Origin of the sequence: Finegoldia magna ATCC 29328, assembly GCF_000010185.1 — a bacterium.
Lineage (GTDB): Bacteria > Bacillota > Clostridia > Tissierellales > Peptoniphilaceae > Finegoldia > Finegoldia magna_H.
In genome coordinates, this window is record NC_010376.1 from 950,552 (window position 1) to 968,688 (window position 18,137).

Annotated in this window: 20 protein-coding genes and 1 riboswitch; all 20 genes read right to left on the reverse strand. The window is 30.4% G+C overall.

Annotation, left to right across the window (positions count from 1 at the left end):
- Positions 1 to 65: 65 nt before the first annotated feature.
- The gene (locus FMG_RS04695; protein ID WP_012290684.1) at positions 66 to 611 is read right to left on the reverse strand and encodes a hemerythrin domain-containing protein; all 546 of its coding nucleotides are present in this window, start codon (positions 609 to 611) and stop codon (positions 66 to 68) included.
- 100 nt (positions 612 to 711) lie between these two features.
- Positions 712 to 1,359 carry a redox-sensing transcriptional repressor Rex gene (locus tag FMG_RS04700; RefSeq protein ID WP_002839060.1) on the reverse strand — a complete coding sequence of 216 codons (648 nt, stop codon included), beginning with the start codon at positions 1,357 to 1,359 and terminating at the stop codon, positions 712 to 714.
- A gap of 121 nt (positions 1,360 to 1,480) precedes the next feature.
- Positions 1,481 to 2,947, reverse strand: a complete 1,467-nt coding sequence (locus FMG_RS04705) for a carbon starvation CstA family protein (protein WP_002839029.1) — start codon at positions 2,945 to 2,947, stop codon at positions 1,481 to 1,483.
- A 191-nt stretch (positions 2,948 to 3,138) separates the two neighbouring features.
- Positions 3,139 to 3,957 (reverse strand): 2-amino-4-hydroxy-6-hydroxymethyldihydropteridine diphosphokinase, encoded by an 819-nt coding sequence (gene folK, locus FMG_RS04710; RefSeq protein WP_012290685.1) that lies wholly within the window; start codon positions 3,955 to 3,957, stop codon positions 3,139 to 3,141.
- Entirely contained in the window at positions 3,957 to 4,772 is an 816-nt protein-coding gene (gene folP, locus FMG_RS04715) for a dihydropteroate synthase (protein WP_012290686.1), read from the reverse strand. The genes folK and folP overlap by 1 nt, the downstream gene beginning before the upstream one ends.
- A gap of 11 nt (positions 4,773 to 4,783) precedes the next feature.
- A complete protein-coding gene (locus FMG_RS04720) occupies positions 4,784 to 5,263 on the reverse strand; it encodes an HD domain-containing protein (RefSeq protein ID WP_002841825.1) in 480 nt (159 codons plus the stop codon).
- Positions 5,263 to 5,817 carry a GTP cyclohydrolase I FolE gene (gene folE / locus FMG_RS04725; RefSeq protein WP_002839074.1) on the reverse strand — a complete coding sequence of 185 codons (555 nt, stop codon included), beginning with the start codon at positions 5,815 to 5,817 and terminating at the stop codon, positions 5,263 to 5,265. The genes FMG_RS04720 and folE overlap by 1 nt, the downstream gene beginning before the upstream one ends.
- Before the next feature lie 101 nt (positions 5,818 to 5,918).
- Positions 5,919 to 6,007: riboswitch (THF riboswitch) on the reverse strand.
- A gap of 27 nt (positions 6,008 to 6,034) precedes the next feature.
- Entirely contained in the window at positions 6,035 to 6,250 is a 216-nt protein-coding gene (locus FMG_RS04730; RefSeq protein WP_002837906.1) for a hypothetical protein, read from the reverse strand.
- Complete coding sequence (locus tag FMG_RS04735; protein ID WP_012290687.1) at positions 6,243 to 7,361, reverse strand: YcjF family protein; 1,119 nt, start codon at positions 7,359 to 7,361, stop codon at positions 6,243 to 6,245. Before FMG_RS04735 ends, FMG_RS04730 begins: the two co-directional genes overlap by 8 nt.
- A 106-nt stretch (positions 7,362 to 7,467) precedes the next feature.
- A complete protein-coding gene (groL, locus tag FMG_RS04740; RefSeq protein ID WP_012290688.1) occupies positions 7,468 to 9,087 on the reverse strand; it encodes a chaperonin GroEL in 1,620 nt (539 codons plus the stop codon).
- A 13-nt stretch (positions 9,088 to 9,100) separates the two neighbouring features.
- The gene (locus FMG_RS04745; RefSeq protein WP_002839153.1) at positions 9,101 to 9,385 is read right to left on the reverse strand and encodes a co-chaperone GroES; all 285 of its coding nucleotides are present in this window, start codon (positions 9,383 to 9,385) and stop codon (positions 9,101 to 9,103) included.
- 177 nt (positions 9,386 to 9,562) lie between these two features.
- Positions 9,563 to 10,447 carry a DNA-3-methyladenine glycosylase family protein gene (locus FMG_RS04750; RefSeq protein WP_012290689.1) on the reverse strand — a complete coding sequence of 295 codons (885 nt, stop codon included), beginning with the start codon at positions 10,445 to 10,447 and terminating at the stop codon, positions 9,563 to 9,565.
- Positions 10,447 to 11,712 (reverse strand): Glu/Leu/Phe/Val family dehydrogenase, encoded by a 1,266-nt coding sequence (locus tag FMG_RS04755; RefSeq protein ID WP_012290690.1) that lies wholly within the window; start codon positions 11,710 to 11,712, stop codon positions 10,447 to 10,449. Before FMG_RS04755 ends, FMG_RS04750 begins: the two co-directional genes overlap by 1 nt.
- A gap of 4 nt (positions 11,713 to 11,716) precedes the next feature.
- Entirely contained in the window at positions 11,717 to 13,114 is a 1,398-nt protein-coding gene (locus tag FMG_RS04760) for a glycine--tRNA ligase (RefSeq protein WP_012290691.1), read from the reverse strand.
- A gap of 227 nt (positions 13,115 to 13,341) precedes the next feature.
- Positions 13,342 to 13,935, reverse strand: a complete 594-nt coding sequence (locus tag FMG_RS04765; protein WP_227930515.1) for an SOS response-associated peptidase — start codon at positions 13,933 to 13,935, stop codon at positions 13,342 to 13,344.
- Between the two features lie 30 nt (positions 13,936 to 13,965).
- Entirely contained in the window at positions 13,966 to 14,712 is a 747-nt protein-coding gene (gene lgt / locus FMG_RS04770) for a prolipoprotein diacylglyceryl transferase (protein WP_012290693.1), read from the reverse strand.
- Positions 14,713 to 14,714: 2 nt separating this feature from the next.
- Positions 14,715 to 15,440, reverse strand: coding sequence for a YebC/PmpR family DNA-binding transcriptional regulator (locus tag FMG_RS04775; RefSeq protein WP_012290694.1), 726 nt, complete (start codon positions 15,438 to 15,440; stop codon positions 14,715 to 14,717).
- A gap of 12 nt (positions 15,441 to 15,452) precedes the next feature.
- Positions 15,453 to 16,178, reverse strand: a complete 726-nt coding sequence (gene nadE / locus FMG_RS04780) for an NAD(+) synthase (protein ID WP_012290695.1) — start codon at positions 16,176 to 16,178, stop codon at positions 15,453 to 15,455.
- A 39-nt stretch (positions 16,179 to 16,217) separates the two neighbouring features.
- On the reverse strand, positions 16,218 to 16,862 hold the full coding sequence (locus tag FMG_RS04785) for a YigZ family protein (RefSeq protein ID WP_002839087.1): 645 nt from the start codon (positions 16,860 to 16,862) through the stop codon (positions 16,218 to 16,220).
- On the reverse strand, positions 16,859 to 18,106 hold the full coding sequence (gene hflX / locus FMG_RS04790; RefSeq protein WP_012290696.1) for a GTPase HflX: 1,248 nt from the start codon (positions 18,104 to 18,106) through the stop codon (positions 16,859 to 16,861). The genes FMG_RS04785 and hflX overlap by 4 nt, the downstream gene beginning before the upstream one ends.
- Between the last annotated feature and the right edge of the window lie 31 nt (positions 18,107 to 18,137).

Genomic DNA, 18,137 nt, shown 5'->3' on the forward strand with positions numbered 1-18,137 from the left:
TTGTTACAATATTATTACATTTTCTATAAATAAAAAAGGAATTAATAACTAATTCCTCTTTTAGCTTACATATTAAATAATTCTTCTATTTTCTTCATTAAATCATCGTGTAGTTCTTTATTTTCCTCTAAAAATTTTATAGTTTCGTCTTCAACTTCTTTTAATCTTTCTTTAGATAAATTCTTCTTTCCATAAGGATATATAACTGTGTTTTCTTTTTCGATATGCTTTTGTAAATGTCTTCTATAGCCCATCAAATTTCCAATAACTTCAACAAAATTTTCATCAGATTTATCATTTTCATAAGCTTTAATACTTTGTCCCAAATCAAAAATTAGTCCCCTAGCTATCTCGTGTTCAACTAGCATACCGTTTAAAATCATAACTTGGCCGATTCTTCCCAAATCTTCTTGCATTTTTTTGAAAAGTATTTCTTCTTCTTTTCTATGGTGAAATTTATCCGCATATTCTTTCAAAATAAATATCAATGATTTTACAAATTCAACATTTATATTTTTGCTGTTAATAAACTCAATAGACTTTTCTTTCATTAAATCAATTATTTTACTTATATTTTCGTGTTCTTTTTCTAAAACTAATATACTATCCATACTATCACTCCTCTTACATTATAATTATAATATAAAAACACTAAAAATGTAGTAACATTAGTTACAATAAAAAAACGGCGCTTTAAAACGCCGAATTTAATTAATTTTTAGTACCTGGATAATCTGCTAAATTGTTCATGTAGTATGTCAGTGTATACAAACTTTCATCGAGATGTACATTTTCCAATACAACATTTTTTGGTAATTTTAAATCTAATGATGCAAAATTCCAAACTCCTTTTATTCCACCTTCTACTAGCTTATCGCAAATTTCTTGAGCTATTTCTGTTGGTAGGGCAATAACAGCGATTTCCGGTTTTTCCTCTTTAAGATACTCTTCAAGTTTATCGATATCTCTTATTTCGTAATCTGAAATTTTAGATCCCACTTTCTTACCGTGATCAAATACATCAACAATATTAAATCCTGAAGATTTAAACCCTTTGTAATTCATTATGGCTTTACCTATATTTCCGCAACCTAAAATTATTGCTCGATAAGACTTGTTAATTCCCATAATTTTTTCTATTTCTGATTTTAATTCTTCGACATTGTATCCGTATCCTTGTTGACCAAAACCACCAAAATGGTTTAAATCTTGTCTGATTTGAGAAGCAGTTAATCCTGTTATGCTACTCAATTCTTGACTTGATACTCTTATTATTCCCTTTTGCTCGATCATTCCTAAATACCTATAGTATTTTGGAAGTCTCTTAACAACAGCTAATGATACTCTTGCCCTTGCCATATTATCACTCCATTCATTGTTATTAATATAATTATATCAAAAAGATATTTTAATTTCAATAATTCTGAAATTAATTTGAATATCAAAAAATCAAGCAGACTTAGCTGCTTGATTTTTAAAATTATCCTATTAATTCTGATTTAGTTTGTCCAATTTTACCTTTTTTAATAACAAATACTGTAAATAAAACTACGAATATGAAACCTACAATATAACTTGCTAAGTATCCATCCATTCCTAATCTCTTATCAAGTGATAATCCCAAATCAGCATGCGCAATATAACTTGAAACTATAAATGCATAAAACATTCCTGGTATCATTGTTATAAAGTAATTTTTCTTATTGATATATAAATATACTGTAATCAACATTAAAGCAAATACAGCTACCAATTGATTAGTAAAACCGAAGTATCTCCATAATAAGTTAAATCCATTTCCATTTGTCTTGGCAAAATAAAGAATCGCGATAGCAAAAACATAAATGAGTAAGCTTAACAAAATTCTATTTTTAACGGATTTTTGACTTATATTGAATTGTTCACCTATCATTAAACGAAGCGATCTAAATGCAGTATCTCCACTTGTAATTGGTAATACAATTACTCCTATAATTGCAAACAAGCCACCAATTTTGCCCATAAAAGTTTTAGAAATTATACCAACCATTAAAGTAGCGTTAGTATCCAGTGCTGTACCTCTATTGAAAAGTACCATAGCACCTGAAGCCCAACACATAGCTATAAGTCCTTCTGCAATCATCATATTGTAGAATGTTGATCTTCCTTCATGTTCATTTTTTACAGTTCTAGAAATAAGTGTAATTTGTGATCCGTGAAATCCAGAAAGAATTCCACAAGCAACTGTGATAAAAAATACCGGAATAAAACTTTGACCCAAAGGATGCTTACTTAATAAAACCCCTTCAGTAATATTGTGCAAATTAGCTCCGCCATCTAGGAAAACGCCGCCTAATACACCAATAGCACTGACTATTAAAATAGCACCAAAAATAGGATAAACTCTTCCTATTATCTTATCAATCGGAAAAAGTGTAGCTAATAGATAATAAATCAAAATAATTCCATATACAACCCAAATTATTCCACCATCGACATCCATATGTAGAATGTCATTAACAATTAAATCTCCTGGAGTATAAATAAATACTACACCAACTAAAAGCATTAATATCCAAATAACAATATTATAAACTTTATTAGTAGTTTTCCCCATATACTTTCTTATCATTTTGGGAACTTGAGCACCTTCATTTCTCATAGACATCATTCCTATGAAATAATCGTGAGTTGCTCCCGCTAAAACACATCCTATTGGAATAGTTATAAAAGCTATAGGCCCAAATAAAATACCTTGAATCGGTCCTAAAATAGGTCCAGTTCCTGCGATATTTAGAAGCTCAATGAGTTGATTCTTCCATTTTTTCATTTCGACAAAGTCTACACCATCAGCCATTGATATAGCAGGTGTTATTCTATCGTCTGGTTGGAATACTTTTTCGCAGTATTTTCCATAAAAATAACCGCCGACAAATAAAATTAATATACCGACTATAAATAAAATCATATTTCCCCCTAATTAAAAAATTACTATGATATTATAATATAAAGTCTATTAAAATTCAAAGAAAAATTTTAATTGAAACTTACTCATCATCATTTTATCTTATTTGATTCAAGTGATAATTTCAAGTTTTCATTTATTGTATTTTTAAATAAAAAACAACGACTTAAAAATCGTTGTTTTTAAAAAATTTTCTATTTGCTTTCTAATTCTTCTAACAATTGCTTCAAGGTTTTGTGAAAAACAGGATGTATAAAAAATTCAGCAAAATCATTCAAAGGTTCCAACACAAATTTTCTATCTTGAACATAAGGATGAGGAATTTTCAAATCATCAGTATATATTATTTCTCCATCACAAAATAAAATGTCGATATCTATAGTTCTTGGTCCCCATTTTTCGTGTCTTTCTCTTCCTAGATCTTGTTCGATTTTTTGAGTTATATTAAGCAAATCTTCAGGTTCTTCATATGATTCTATTTCGACAGCACAATTTAGAAAATCTTCCTGATCAGTTTTTCCCCAAGCTTTTGTAATATACATTTCAGACACTCTTTTCAGTTCAATACTTTTTATGCTTTTCAATCTATCAATAGCTGAGTCAACATATTCTTGTTTGTTTCCAATATTAGATCCAATCCCTAAGAAATATCTTCTTTTTTTCCTATTAATTGTCACTTTAACTGTATCCAGTGGCAAATTGATAGGAGCCCATGGTTTTTTTATTTCTACAGAAAGTTCTTGTACAATTTTATATTTTTCAAATATAAACTCAACTAATTTATAAGCTACAGTTTCAATTAAATCTATAGATTCCGATCGAAAATAATCATAAACTTCTTTGCTCAAAATTCCATAATGTATAGAATCTTCCAAATTATTTGATGTTGCGCCTTTTTTCATATTGTATCCCATTCTTAATGTCACCAAAAATTTTTGGCCCAATTCTTTTTCAGATTGAAACACTCCATGATTAGCGTATATTTCTAAATCTTTAACTAAAAGATAATCCATTACTTTCCTTCTCTTTTTATAGCCAAAGCCATTCTCATTGCGTCAAAGTTTTGTTTTACATTATGAACTCTAAATATCGAGCAACCATTCATTACTCCAATGGCTGTAGTTATTGCTGTTCCAAAATCCCTATCAGTTGCTACATCAATTCCCATAGCTTTTCCTATAAATCTTTTTCTACTTGTACCTAGTAAAACTGGATATCCCAAATCGACAAATTCTTTAATCCTATTCACAACCGATAAATCTTTTTCATAATCTAGTGCAAAGCCTACTCCTGGATCCAATATGATTAAATCTTCTCTAATTCCTGCTTTTTTTGCCAATTCTACTGACTCTAATGTTTCTCTATTCAAGTCTTTCATTAAATCATTATAATGATTGTTGTCTTTATTGTGCATTAATATTACTGGTATATCTAGTTCTTTAGCAGTTTGTGCCATTTTAGAATCAGATTTCAATCCCCATATATCATTTAAAATATCAGCACCTTCTTTAACAACTTCTCTTAAAGTATCAGCTTTATAAGTGTCCAAGGAAATTGGAACATCGAAATTTTCTCTTATTTTTCTGATAATAGGAATAACTCTTTCAAGTTCTTCTTCTGTTGATAATGGAGTGTAACCAGGTCTTGTTGATTCGGCACCAATATCTATTATGCTAGCTCCATCTTTTATCATTTCCTCAACGTGTTTAACAGCTCTATCTACATCATTCCATTTCCCTCCATCTGAAAAAGAATCTGGTGTGACATTCAAAATTCCCATGATATACGCGTCGTTTTTAAAATCAAACTCTTTGTTTCTAATTAACATTTTGTATCCTCTCAATAAATAACCGTTTTATTTTTCTTCTCTTCTGACCAATTGCAAATACTTCTAGCAGGACATCTAAAACACATCCTAGACAGCTTGTCTGCTTTGTAAAAAATTTCTATAAATCTATCGTCGTTTTTTTCTTTAGTTCTATGATTTTTAATTGCATTTATTATTCTTTGTTTAGAGATATCGTCAAAATCTAAATCTTTCAAAATTTCTTGTGCAATTTCTTGAGATAATATGCTGTGATTAATACCTGTATCCACTTCATCAGCTCTTCCCAAATCATGTAGAAGCGCTGTAACATATATTAAATCTTTGTCGATATTCAAATTTTCTTCTAAATTAATAATATAGCAGATTCTAGCAACATCCATAAGATGAGAAAAGTCGTGTTTACAAAACACACGAGTTTTCTCATCATTTTCAATTTTATTTATTTTTTCGTTAAATATTTTGTGATTAAGGACTATATCTGTGTTTTTCATTATAATCCCATTAATCTATATGCTTCATTCTTTAAATCCAAATCTTCTTCAAAAGCTCCTCTTGCTACTGAAGTCATTGTAGAAGTTCCAGGTTTTTTTACTCCTCTCATATTCATGCACATGTGCTCTGCTTCTATAGTTACTAAACATCCTTTGCAGTTTAAATATTCCATTAAAGCATCAGCTATTTCAATATTCAATCTTTCCTGTAATTGTGGTTTTTTTGAATACACATCAACTGTTCTAGCTAATTTTGACAAACCTGCAACTCTTTTGTTAGGAATGTATGCAATATTAACTTTCCCCCAAAATGGTAGTAAATGATGTTCACACATCGAATAAAAAGGAATATCCTTTTCAATTACCATATTGTCATCAACTATTTCAAATGATTTTGACAAATGTGTTTTTGCATCTTGGTTTAACCCACTGAAAATTTCTTCATACATTCTGGCAACTCTTTGAGGTGTTTCCAACAACCCTTCTCTGTTTGGATCCTCACCAATTGCTTCTATTATCATCGATACTGCTTGTTCTATTTTTTCTTTATCCATTTAAATCCCTTTCTTATAAAAAATATAAGAGCACTCGAGAGTGCTCCACAAAAAAAGCATTATCCTATATTTAAAAGATAATGCTCCCACTAATTCATATTATCAGCGGAAGCGGCATTGATATCGCAATGATTTCGTTAATGGGCAACTCCCTATCCCATTACACTAAACGCATCAACCCTACTCTGTTAAAAATATTATACCACACTTGTGTTTTTTAATCTTGATATTTTAGCCCATCATAATGAAAATAATCAATCATATCATCATCTTCATAAATTATAATATCCGATGGCTCCCTGTTCCTTTCGGCTACATTAAAGCAATCTTCAAGTTTTGCATATTCTACAGCTCTACAAGTATTTTGAACTGCAAAATCATAATTCCCATCTTTGTACTTTTCAATAAAATCTTTTTTTGTTAAATCATTCATCTTCTTTTTTCTTCCTATTCTTCAAATATTCTGTATAAGTTTTTTGCATTAATTTTTCAATTTCAGAAAAATCCATATTTATTCCTAGCTTTTCTCTTTTTGCAATATAATTCAAAACTTCAATATAACTCATAGCCAATGCAGTTGTCATTATTGATGCTGTTGCAGCGGAAATCAATCCCCCGGCAATGCTTCCTATTCCCGGAATAAATTTTAATGCATTGGTAACTATAAATCTTCCTGCAAAAGTCGCTCCTCCAGTTCCTCCTATCGCCGCAATAATTGAAGCTACTCTTTGCTTATCCATAGATATTCCAAATATAGAGTTAATGTGAGCTATCATTCCAATTTGCATAGGCACTAATAATGATGCATCCGAAAATGGTATAGGAACAAATCCAATACCAAAAGCTGTTTTTATATATCTTTTTGCCCAACGTCTTGCCGTTTTAACTTTTAAGTCAATGTCAACATGTTGGGCATTAATAAAAGAATTTTTAATTTCCTCATCCAAAAGATCAAAGCTTTTAGTCATCAGCTCTTTTAATCCTTTTTCTTCAACAACCATATCATTAATTCGGTATGGTTTCGCAAGTATTTCTATAATATCAGCTACATTTAAATCGAGATTTTCGATATATTCTTTTAACTTTTCAGAATTTTCGCCTAATGATTGTGTCAATACTATGATTACTGGTGCAAATTGTTTTAAAGAATTAATCAAAGCTATTTCAGAATCTTCTATCCTAGCTCCATTCGAGTTGATACAATAATATATTAAATGAATTTTATCTTTTGCTCCATTATGTTCTAAGTCATTTAAAAGAGTTGTAATTTCAGCGAGTACTTCTCTTTGATTTTGTGCATTAAGTTCAAGCCCTTGGGTGTCATATAAATTAATAGGAATATTTTCTTTTGTAATTTTTTGTAAATATTTAGTGACAGGCTTCCCTATTCCAGTTTCTGCTAAATTATCTCTAAACATTCCATTAATTAGTGTTGATTTACCAACTCCGGTTTTTCCTACCAAAAGAATATTAATTGGAGTCATTTTTTTTATTTCTTCACTTGTTTTACCAAGCACTTCGTTTATTAAATCGTAATTATTCATTTTCTCACCAACTTAATTAATATATACCCGATATTCATTTTCAACTAACATCTTTAATTTTTTTCATAAAAAAAGATGAGGAATATACATCCTCATCTTTGATTTATTACATATAAGCGCCTGGACCTGGTTGAGGCATAGCTGGCTCGTCTTTTTTTATTGTTACAACTGCTGCTTCTGTTGTTAATAATAGACTTGCAACCGATGCTGCATTTTGTAGTGCTGATAATGTTACTTTTGTTGGATCTACAATTCCGGCTTTTAACATATCTACATATTCGCCTTTGTATGCATCAAATCCTATTCCCTTATCTTTATTTTTTACATTTTCTACTATTACTGAGCCGTCGATTCCAGCATTAATTGCGATTTGTTTTACAGGTTCTTCTAATGCTTTTAAAATTATTTTAACACCTGTTTTTTCATCACCCTCAACGTCATCGACAAGTTTTTCAACTTCTTCAATAATATCTAATAGAATTGTTCCACCACCAGCTACAATTCCTTCTTCAACTGCTGCTCTTGTAGCTGCAAGAGCGTCTTCTATTCTCAATTTTCTTTCTTTTAATTCTGTTTCTGTAGCTGCTCCGACTTCAATTACTGCAACTCCACCAGATAATTTTGCTAATCTTTCTTGTAGTTTTTCTCTATCGTATTCAGAATCAGTTTCAGGAATTCTGTTTTGGATTTGGTTAATTCTTTCTTCAATTTTTGATTGGTCGCCGTTACCATCAACAATTGTTGTTTTATCTTTTGATACATTAACTTTTCTTGCTCTTCCAAGCATATCAAATGATGCATCTTTTAATTCGATTCCCAAATCTTCTGTAATTAATTGTGCTCCAGTTAAAATGCAAATATCTTCAAGCATTTCTTTTCTTCTATCTCCGAATCCTGGTGCCTTTACAGCTACACAATTGAAAGTTCCTCTGATTTTATTTAAAACTAATGTTGCTAGTGCTTCACCTTCAACATCTTCAGCGATTATAAATAATGGCTTACCTTGTTGAACAACTTGTTCTAATAATGGCAATATATCTTGAATATTTGTAATTTTTCTGTCAGTAACTAAAATGAATGGATCTTCCATTGCTGCAACCATTTTGTCTGAATCAGAAACCATGTAAGGAGAAACATATCCTCTATCGAATTCCATACCTTCTACAACATTTAATGTAGTTCCCATAGATTTTGATTCCTCAACAGTAATTACACCATTGTTTCCAACTTTTTCCATAGCCTCTGCAATTAGTTTACCAATAGTTTCATCTGCAGCTGATACGCTACCAACATTAGCAATTTCTTCTTTTGTAGTAACGCTGTGACTTCTAGCTTTGATAGCTTCTACAGACTTCTCAACAGCTTTTTTTATACCTTTTTGCAAAACTATAGGATTAGCACCAGCTGCTAAGTTTTTCAATCCTTCTCTAATAATAGCTTGAGCTAAAAGTGTTGCAGTAGTTGTACCATCACCTGCTACGTCATTTGTTTTTGTCGCAACTTCTTTTACTAATTGTGCACCCATGTTTTCGTATTCATCTTCAAGTTCAATTTCTCTTGCAATTGAAACACCATCATTTGTAATCAATGGTGCGCCGTATTCTTTATCTAAAACTACATTGCGACCTTTTGGTCCCAATGTTACTTTAACTGTATCTGATAATTTATTAATACCTTCTACCATGCTTTTACGAGCATCATCTGAAAATTTAATTTGTTTTGCCATAAAATTTATCCTCCTATTCTACAACTGCTAGAATATCTTCATATTTTACTAGAATATAATCTGTATCTTCTAGTTTTATTTCTGTTCCAGCATATTTTGAGTATATAACTTTATCTCCAACTTTAATGTTGCCTTTCATTTTTTCATCTTCTTCTACTTCAGAACCAATAGCTAATACTTCTGCATAAACAGGAGCTTCTTTGGCTGAAGAAGGGAGAACTATTCCAGAGAATGTTTTTTCTTCTTCTTTTTCTTGTTTTTTTAATACTAATCTATCACCAATAGGTTTTAAATTCATAATATCCTCCTTCAGAATCTTTTGTTAGCACTCTAACTTGATGAGTGTTAATACTCTTATATAATAAACCACACTTTTGTTTTTATCAAGCATATTTATCAGTGTTTAAGCAAAGATATCTGTATTTATTTCAGTTTTTATCCTTTTATGTCTTTTTTTATTATTTGATTTTAATGGTTATTTTCCAATTGTATTTTCTCTTCCATAGTAGAATAAATATTGTTGTGCATATCCTGCATATTCGCCAAATAAATCATCTGCATATTTTGCAATTAAATTCTTATTCGTTTCTTCCTTAATGAACAAATACTCCATAACTCTTTTGATCCATACATCAACAGGAAATGTATTGTGTCTGTTGTATGAAAAAAGCATAATACAATCAGCAACTTTTGGTCCAACTCCAGGAAGCTTGATTAATTCTTTTCTCAATTCTTCATTTGATAATTTGTCGATTTCCAAAATATCAAACTCATTATTTGCAACCATTTTTGAAACGTCCACAATTCTTTTATCTCTAAATCCTACTCTGCACACTTCTCTCATTTCTTGTACTGGTACTTTTGCCAAATCTTCAGGCTTAGGAAAAGAATATAATTTTCTACCGTTAAAATCGCCCAAAAATTTTCCGTAATTTTCACAAATTATATTTACGGATTTCATAATTCTTGGTATTTGATTGTTCGCCGATATAATAAATGAAATTATAGTTGAGAATTTATCCTGATTTAAAATTCTAATTCCATCACCATATTCTAATGCGTTTTTTAAAGTTTCATTAAATGATAATTTTTCTTTTATCTTTGTATAGTTAGTCTTTAAATCAAAATAATTTTCCCATTTTTTATAGTAATCTTCTTCTGTGCAGTTTTTAATATATACGTAATCTCCAACTAAACTTACATTGCAGTACATGTCACCGTCAATTGTTGTATATGACATATCGTCTTCTTTGTACCATCTAAAAGCCTGCCCACATTCAAAAATGTGGGTAGGGTTAAAAGATGATTGTTTGATTTTTGTAAGTTTTAATTCATCATCAAATTCTATTTTTGCTTGCATTAATACCATCCGCGTATTTTCATAGTATTGCTAATCTTTTTGATTGAATTTACATAAGCAGCTTGTCTCAATGTTATATTAAGTTTTTTAGATAAAGCCCAAATTTCATCAAATGATTTGTCAATCAATTGATATTCCTTGTCTCTTACTTCTTCTTCTGACCAGTAATATCCATCTTTGTTTTGTACCCATTCGAAATAAGATACTGTTACTCCACCAGAGTTTGCTAAAATATCAGGAACAATAACTACATTTTTTTCATTTAAGATTTCATCTGCATCCTTTGTTATAGGTCCATTTGCACCTTCTACAATGATTTTCGCTTTAATTGAATTAACATTTTCAGTTGTAATTGCATTTTCCAAAGCAGCAGGAATCAAAACATCAACATCAGCTGCGAAAAATTCCTCATTTGAAATTACTTCGCATCCTTCAATGCTAGCAAAATCTTTATCTTGTGTTTGAGAGATTTCATAGCATTCTTCAAAGTTGAATCCGTCTTCCTTGTGAATTGCAAATACTCCTCTTTGCTTATTGTATTCCATGATGTATTTGACTTTCATACCATGTTCAAGCACATATTTTAAAGTATAAATACCAACATTGCCTAATCCTTGTAATGCAACAGTCGTTTCTTCTAGTTTTTTATCCAAATTTAAAACAACTTTTTTTGCGCTTAGAGCTACTGAAAATCCTGTAGCTTCAGTTCTACCCAATGATCCACCAAATTCAATTGGTTTTCCAGTGAAAGTTCCAATTTGATTAGTACCAGTTAATTTGTTGTATTCATCAGCCATCCAGCTCATGATTTTTCCGTTTGTATTAACATCGGGAGCTGGGATATCAAAATCTTCTCCTAAATATTTGTACATTCCATCTACAAATCCTCTGGATAATCTTTCTAATTCGCCTTCAGAAAGCTTTGATGGATCAACAATTATTCCACCTTTTCCTCCACCATAAGGTAAATTTGTTACTTGACATTTAAATGTCATCCATATAGACAAAGCTTTGACTTCATCCAAATTAACATCTTCTCTAAATCTCAATCCACCTTTAGTAGGACCCATAGCATTATTGTGTTGTGATCTATAACCTTTGAATACTTTCATTGATCCATCATCCATTTTTACTGGAATATTAATTTCAATTACTCTGTAAGGATCTTTCAATAATTCATAAACGCTATCGTCTAACTTTAAAATCTCACAAGCCTTTTTTATTTGATATCTTGCATTTTCCAATGGATTCAATGTTTCTGTCATATAATTAAAACTCCATTTCTTTATTTACAAATTCAATAATTTCTTCAACTGTCATTCTCTTTTGCTCCATAGAGTCTCTATCTCTGATAGTAACTGTATTATCTTCTAATGTATCAAAATCTATAGTTACACAGTATGGTGTTCCGGCTTCATCTTCTCTTCTGTATCTCTTACCAATTGAACCAGCATCATCAAAATGAGTCATGAAATTCTTAGCTAATTCATTATAAATTTCCATTGCTTTATCATTTAGCTTTTTAGTTAATGGAAGTACTGCAACTTTATAAGCTGCCAAAGCAGGATGGATTTTTAAAACAGTTCTTGTTGTATTGTCTTCTAACTGTTCTTCATCATAAGCATCACACAAGAAAGATAAGAACATTCTGTCTACACCAACAGATGGTTCTATGCAATATGGAATATATTTTTCGTTTGTAGTAGGATCCATATATTCCAACTTTTCTCCAGAGCCTTCACTGTGTTTAGACAAATCGTAATCTGTTCTATCAGCAATTCCCCACAATTCTCCCCATCCAAATGGGAACAGATATTCAAAATCTGTTGTAGCTTTTGAATAGAATGATAACTCTTCTTGAGAGTGGTCTCTTAATCTTAGATTTTCTTCTCTAATTCCTAAATTCAATAAAAATTCTTTACAGAAGTTTCTCCAGTAATCAAACCATTCTAAATCAGTTCCAGGTTTACAGAAGAATTCTAATTCCATTTGTTCAAATTCTCTTGTTCTAAAAATAAAGTTACCTGGAGTAATTTCGTTTCTAAATGATTTACCTATTTGGCCAATTCCAAAAGGAACCTTTTTTCTAGATGTTCTTTGAACGTTTTTAAAATTCACAAAAATACCTTGTGCAGTTTCTGGTCTCAAATATATTTCTGATTTATTATCTTCAGTAACTCCTTGGAAAGTTTTGAACATCAAGTTGAATTTTCTAATGTCTGTGAAATTGTGTTTACCACATTCAGGACATTTAATGTCTTCTTTTTCTATAATATCTAACAATTCTTGCTCAGATTTTCCATCTAATCCAATAATTTCTTCATTTTTTTCGTTCATGTAATAATCTTCAATTAATTTATCTGCTCTAAATCTAGATTTACATTCTTTACAATCAATTAATGGGTCGGAAAATCCACCAACATGACCTGAAACTACCCAAGTTTGAGGATTCATAAGTATAGCTGCATCCAAACCAACATTATAAGGACTTTGTTGTATAAATTTTTTCCACCAAGCTCTTTTAATATTATTTTTTATTTCAACTCCTAAAGAACCATAGTCCCAAGTATTTGATAATCCTCCATAGATTTCACTGCCAGGAAATATTATTCCTCTTGATTTACACAGGCTCACTATTTTTTCCATAGTTTTCTCTTCGTTTTTCATAAAACCCTCCATTTTTTTGAATAATAAAAAATCCCCGAAGTAAAACTTCAGGGACGAAATGTTATTTCCGCGGTTCCACCCTAATTATGATAAACATCACTCTTAGAATTACTAGCTCCGGATTGCCGTTATAACTTGTTAATTTTCACCACACATTAACTCTCTGTATATGTTATATTATTTATCCTTCTTCGCTTTTCAATATTCATATAAATTATATCATAAAATTACAAAAATGTTAATTGACTATCTGATAAATTTTCCAATTCTAAATCAATGTAATTTTTAAATATAAACTCGTGAATTTCTTCATGATTTTTTCCTGACAAATATATTTGTTCAAAAGATTGCGGCAATATAATTGGCATTCGAGTGTGAATTTCAGACATTAAACCTTTTGCTTCTGTCGTAAGCATACTAACGTGTCTAATTCTCGTTTCTTGACTTTTATATTCTCTGAAAATACCTGCAATAGAAAATATTTTTTGACTCTTAACAGTTAATCTATATTTATCTTTATTTTTTTGATTCCACTCAAAAAAAGCTGTCGCAGGAATCAAACATCTTCTGTATTCAAAATCTTCCTTAAAAAACTTTGAAGTATAAATCTTTTCTATCCTCGAATTTATTATAGATTTTTTCATAAAATCAACATCAATTCCCCATCTCATGTAATCAAAATCGTCGCACAAAGTTAAAATTTGTTGACCCGGAAAGACTTCTTCTTTTGGTTTAAATTTTGTGATTTGTTTTTTATTGTATCTTTTCAATAAATTAAGTTCATTTATATTTAGTTCAAATCTAGAACACAAATATATCACCTCTTTAAAATGTTTAAAAAGCCAGATGATTTATTTTTCATCTGACTTAATAATTTGCTTTTTGTATTTGATTTGTAAGATTACTCCTGCAATTATAATCGCGATACTTACTAATTGGCTCACCCTTAATGCACCAATGTACAAGCTGTCTGTTCTGAGTCCTTCTACGAAAAATCTCAATATTCCGTACAAAATCATGTACATACTAGTAATTTGACCATTGAATTTCTTCCTATTCTTAAATACATACACCAATAGTAAAAATATTAGAAAATCTCCTAGTGATTCATATAAGAATGTAGGATGAACTTTTACACCATCTATTGTAATTGCCCAAGGAAGATTAGTTGGAGTACCATAGGCTTCTTTGTTAATAAAATTACCCCATCTACCAATTGCTTGTCCCAAAGCAATCGCAGGCATAAAAATATCCAGCATTTTTAAAAATTTAAGATTTTTCTTTTTACAAATAACGTAACAAGTAATAACTGCGGCAATTATTCCCCCATAAATCGCTAATCCACCACCGCGAATGTCTATGATTTCTCCTAAATTCTTGGAATAATAGTCCCATTCGAATATCACATAATAAGCCCTCGCTCCTACAATTGCAAGAGGAAGTGCCCAAACTAAAATATCCAATATGGTATTTTCTGAAATATTTTCCATCTTGGCTAACTTTACAGCTACAACATAGCCCAAAATCACCCCTAAAGTAATCAATATTCCATACCACATTATATCTATTCCAAAAATCGAAAAAGCTACTCTGTCCATTTTTATTCGTTATCCCAATTATGACTTACTTGTTGAACATCATCACTATCTTCAAGATTATCTATTAGCTTTTCCATCTTATCGACATTTGATTCGTCGTTAATCTTAACGTAATTTGATGGTTCATAAACCAAATCAGATTTTACGAATTTATATCCCTTATCTAACAAAGTATCTCTTACTTGTGCGAAATCTTCCATTGCTGTGTTGATTACAAAAATTCCATCATCAGCTTCAAAATCTTCTGCACCAGCATCTAAACTGTCCATCATTACTTCTTCTTCATCCAAAGAATCTGCATCGATTAATAACAGACCTTTTCTTTGGAACATAAATGATACAGATCCGTTTTGTCCAAGATTTCCGCCGAATTTATCGAAATAATGTCTAACATCTGAAGCGGTTCTGTTTCTATTATCTGTCAAGCATTCAACTATAACCGCAACTCCTTCTGGACCATATCCTTCGTAGACTATGTTTTCATAGTTTGCAGAATCTCCGTCGCCACTCGCTTTTTTAATTGCTCTGTCTATGTTATCGTTAGGCATATTTTCTGCACGAGCTTTTTCTATAACAGATTTTAAACTAGGGTTGTATTCTGGATCTGCTCCACCTTCTCTAACAGCAACAGTTATTGCTCTCGCCATCTTAGTGAATATTTTGCCTCTTCTAGCGTCTTCACTGCCTTTTTTATTTTTTATTTTACTCCATTTATTATGTCCTGACATAAAATCACATCCTTAATAATTTCTTCTATCGAATTCAAATGATTTCGCAAATTTTCTTTTATGTTCGCTTTGTTTAATCTTTTTATCAATCAAATCTTTGGATTTCGTGTTTGAATTATTCATCAAATAATCATCCAACTCTTCGTAGGTAAATCCAAACTCATCTTCATCTGTTTGACCTTCCCACAAACCAGCACTAGGTTTTTTGTTGATAATGACATCTGGAACGCCCAAAACTTTCGCCATTTCGAAAATATCTGTCTTGTACAAATTCAATAGTGGCATAAGATCAGCTCCACTATCTCCGTATTTTGTAAAATATCCAGTCATAAACTCAGAACGATTTGATCCAGATAACACCATATATCCGTTGTTTTGTGCGTAATAGTACAAAGTTATCATTCTAAGTCTTGGCTTAATATTTGATGCAGCCATTTCCACAGAATTTTTTTCAAAAGTTCCAATCAAAGCATCGTAACTTTCATTAAGATCAACTTTTGTAAATCTCAAACCAATTGATTTTGCTAATATTCTTGCATCTTCTTCGTCTTTTGGATTACTTTTTATTGGCATAATCAAACCTAATGCGTTATCTCCAAAAGCTTTTTTGCACAAACAAGCTAACACAGCACTATCTATTCCACCACTAATTCCAAAAACCGCTCCTTTTAGATTAGCAGATTCAACTTCTTCTTTTATCCATTTTGTTAGATCTTCACATAATTTTGCGTAATTCATTTTAATCCACCTTCAAATTTTATCACAATTTAAATCATTTTAAAATATTAACTTATCATTTAAAGATGATTGATAAGTAAATTCAATCATTGTAAACTTTATATTATCGCTTGTCAAATCAATTAATTTGCCTTTAACTTCTTCATACTTATCTTCATCTAATAAAATATCGAATACAACTTTGTCCGAGTATTGTTTATCAGCAACGTAAATATCATTATTCATCAAAAAATTTTCAATACTTCCAACATTTGTGTAATCAAATTCTATCTGAAATTTTCTAAATATTTTCTTGTCTACAATAACCGACTCATTCAAACACTCACTAGATGCTTTTGTGTATGCTCTTATAAGTCCACCAGCTCCAAGTTTAATGCCACCATAGTATCTTGTAACAACAACACAAACATTAGTTAAATCTTCTTTTTTTATGACTTCAAGAATTGGAATTCCTGCTGTTTGTGAAGGCTCTCCGTCATCGTCAAATCTTTGAGTTAATTTATCTTCTCCAATAACATAAGCTGAACAATTGTGAGTTGCATCACTGTATTTTGATTTTATGCTATCCACAAATTCCAGTGCTTCTTCTTCTGTTTCAACAAACTTACAATTTCCAATAAATTCAGATTTATTGATAATAAAAGAAAAAGGTACGCTTTTGTGAACGCTTCTATATTTTTTCATATTATAAATTCCTTATACTTTTCTATTTCTGATTCAGAGATTTCAACCTCAAGACTTACATCATCATTATTATAAGACACATTTTCACATTTGAAATTTTGTAAAACAGCATTCAAAACATCCTGATGATTGTAGTCAAATTTCATATTAACACATTTATAATTGCCATATAACTCTTCTTGAATTTTATACAATAACTTTTCTATATCTTTATCATTAAAAGCTGATATCTTTATTTTATTATCTAAATTATATGGAAAAATCACATTAGGATTCTTGTCGGATTTATTGAATACAGTAACCATAGGTTTGTCTAATACTTTTAGTTCTTTTAATATGTCCATAGTTGTAGTTATTTGATTGTCCAGATCAGAACTAGAAGAATCTAATACAAATAATATTAAATCAGAATGTTTCAAATCCAGTAGCGTTGACTTAAATGCTTCAATTAAATCTGTAGGAATATCTTTAATGAAACCTACTGTATCAATTACGAGGCATTGCTTTTTATTCGGTAATGTACATTTTCTTAAAGTGGTATCCAAAGTTTTAAAAAGCAAATCTTCTGTTTCAAATTCTTCGGTATATTTATCTTTGTAGAAATTCACCAATTTATTAGATAATGTAGATTTACCAGCATTTGTGTATCCAACCATACTCACCATTTTTATATCTGATTTCAGCCTTTGTTTTCTCATGTTTTCTTGACTTTTGTCGATACTTTTTAATTCTCGTTTTATGTTGTCTATTTTCTTTTGAATAGTTCTTCTGTCTACTTCCAGTTTTGTTTCTCCTGGACCTCTAGTTCCAATTCCACCACCAGTTCTAGATAAATGGTCTCTGAAGCCAATCAATCTTGGAAGCCTGTATTTGTACTCTGCCAGTTCAACTTGAAGTACACTTTGTTTTGTTTTTGCTCTGCTCGCAAATATATCTAGAATCAAATTTGTTTTATCAACTATTTTAAGGCCAGTAATATCTTCCAAATTTTTAATATTTGAGCCAGATAATTCTACATTAAATATTAAAGTAGTTACATCTAATTTTTCTGCAGCATCTTTTATCTCCAGACATTTTCCTTTACCAATAAAATATTTCGAATCGATGGAATTTTTTCGAACTTCTGAGATAGCGCAGACTTCACCACCAGATGATTCAATCAAACTTTCCATTTCTCCTATATCTTCATCGTTTATTTTTTTATTTTTAAATTCAAAATAAACTAAAATTGTTTTTTCTTTCATTGTTGCTCCTTTATCTATATTATATAATAAT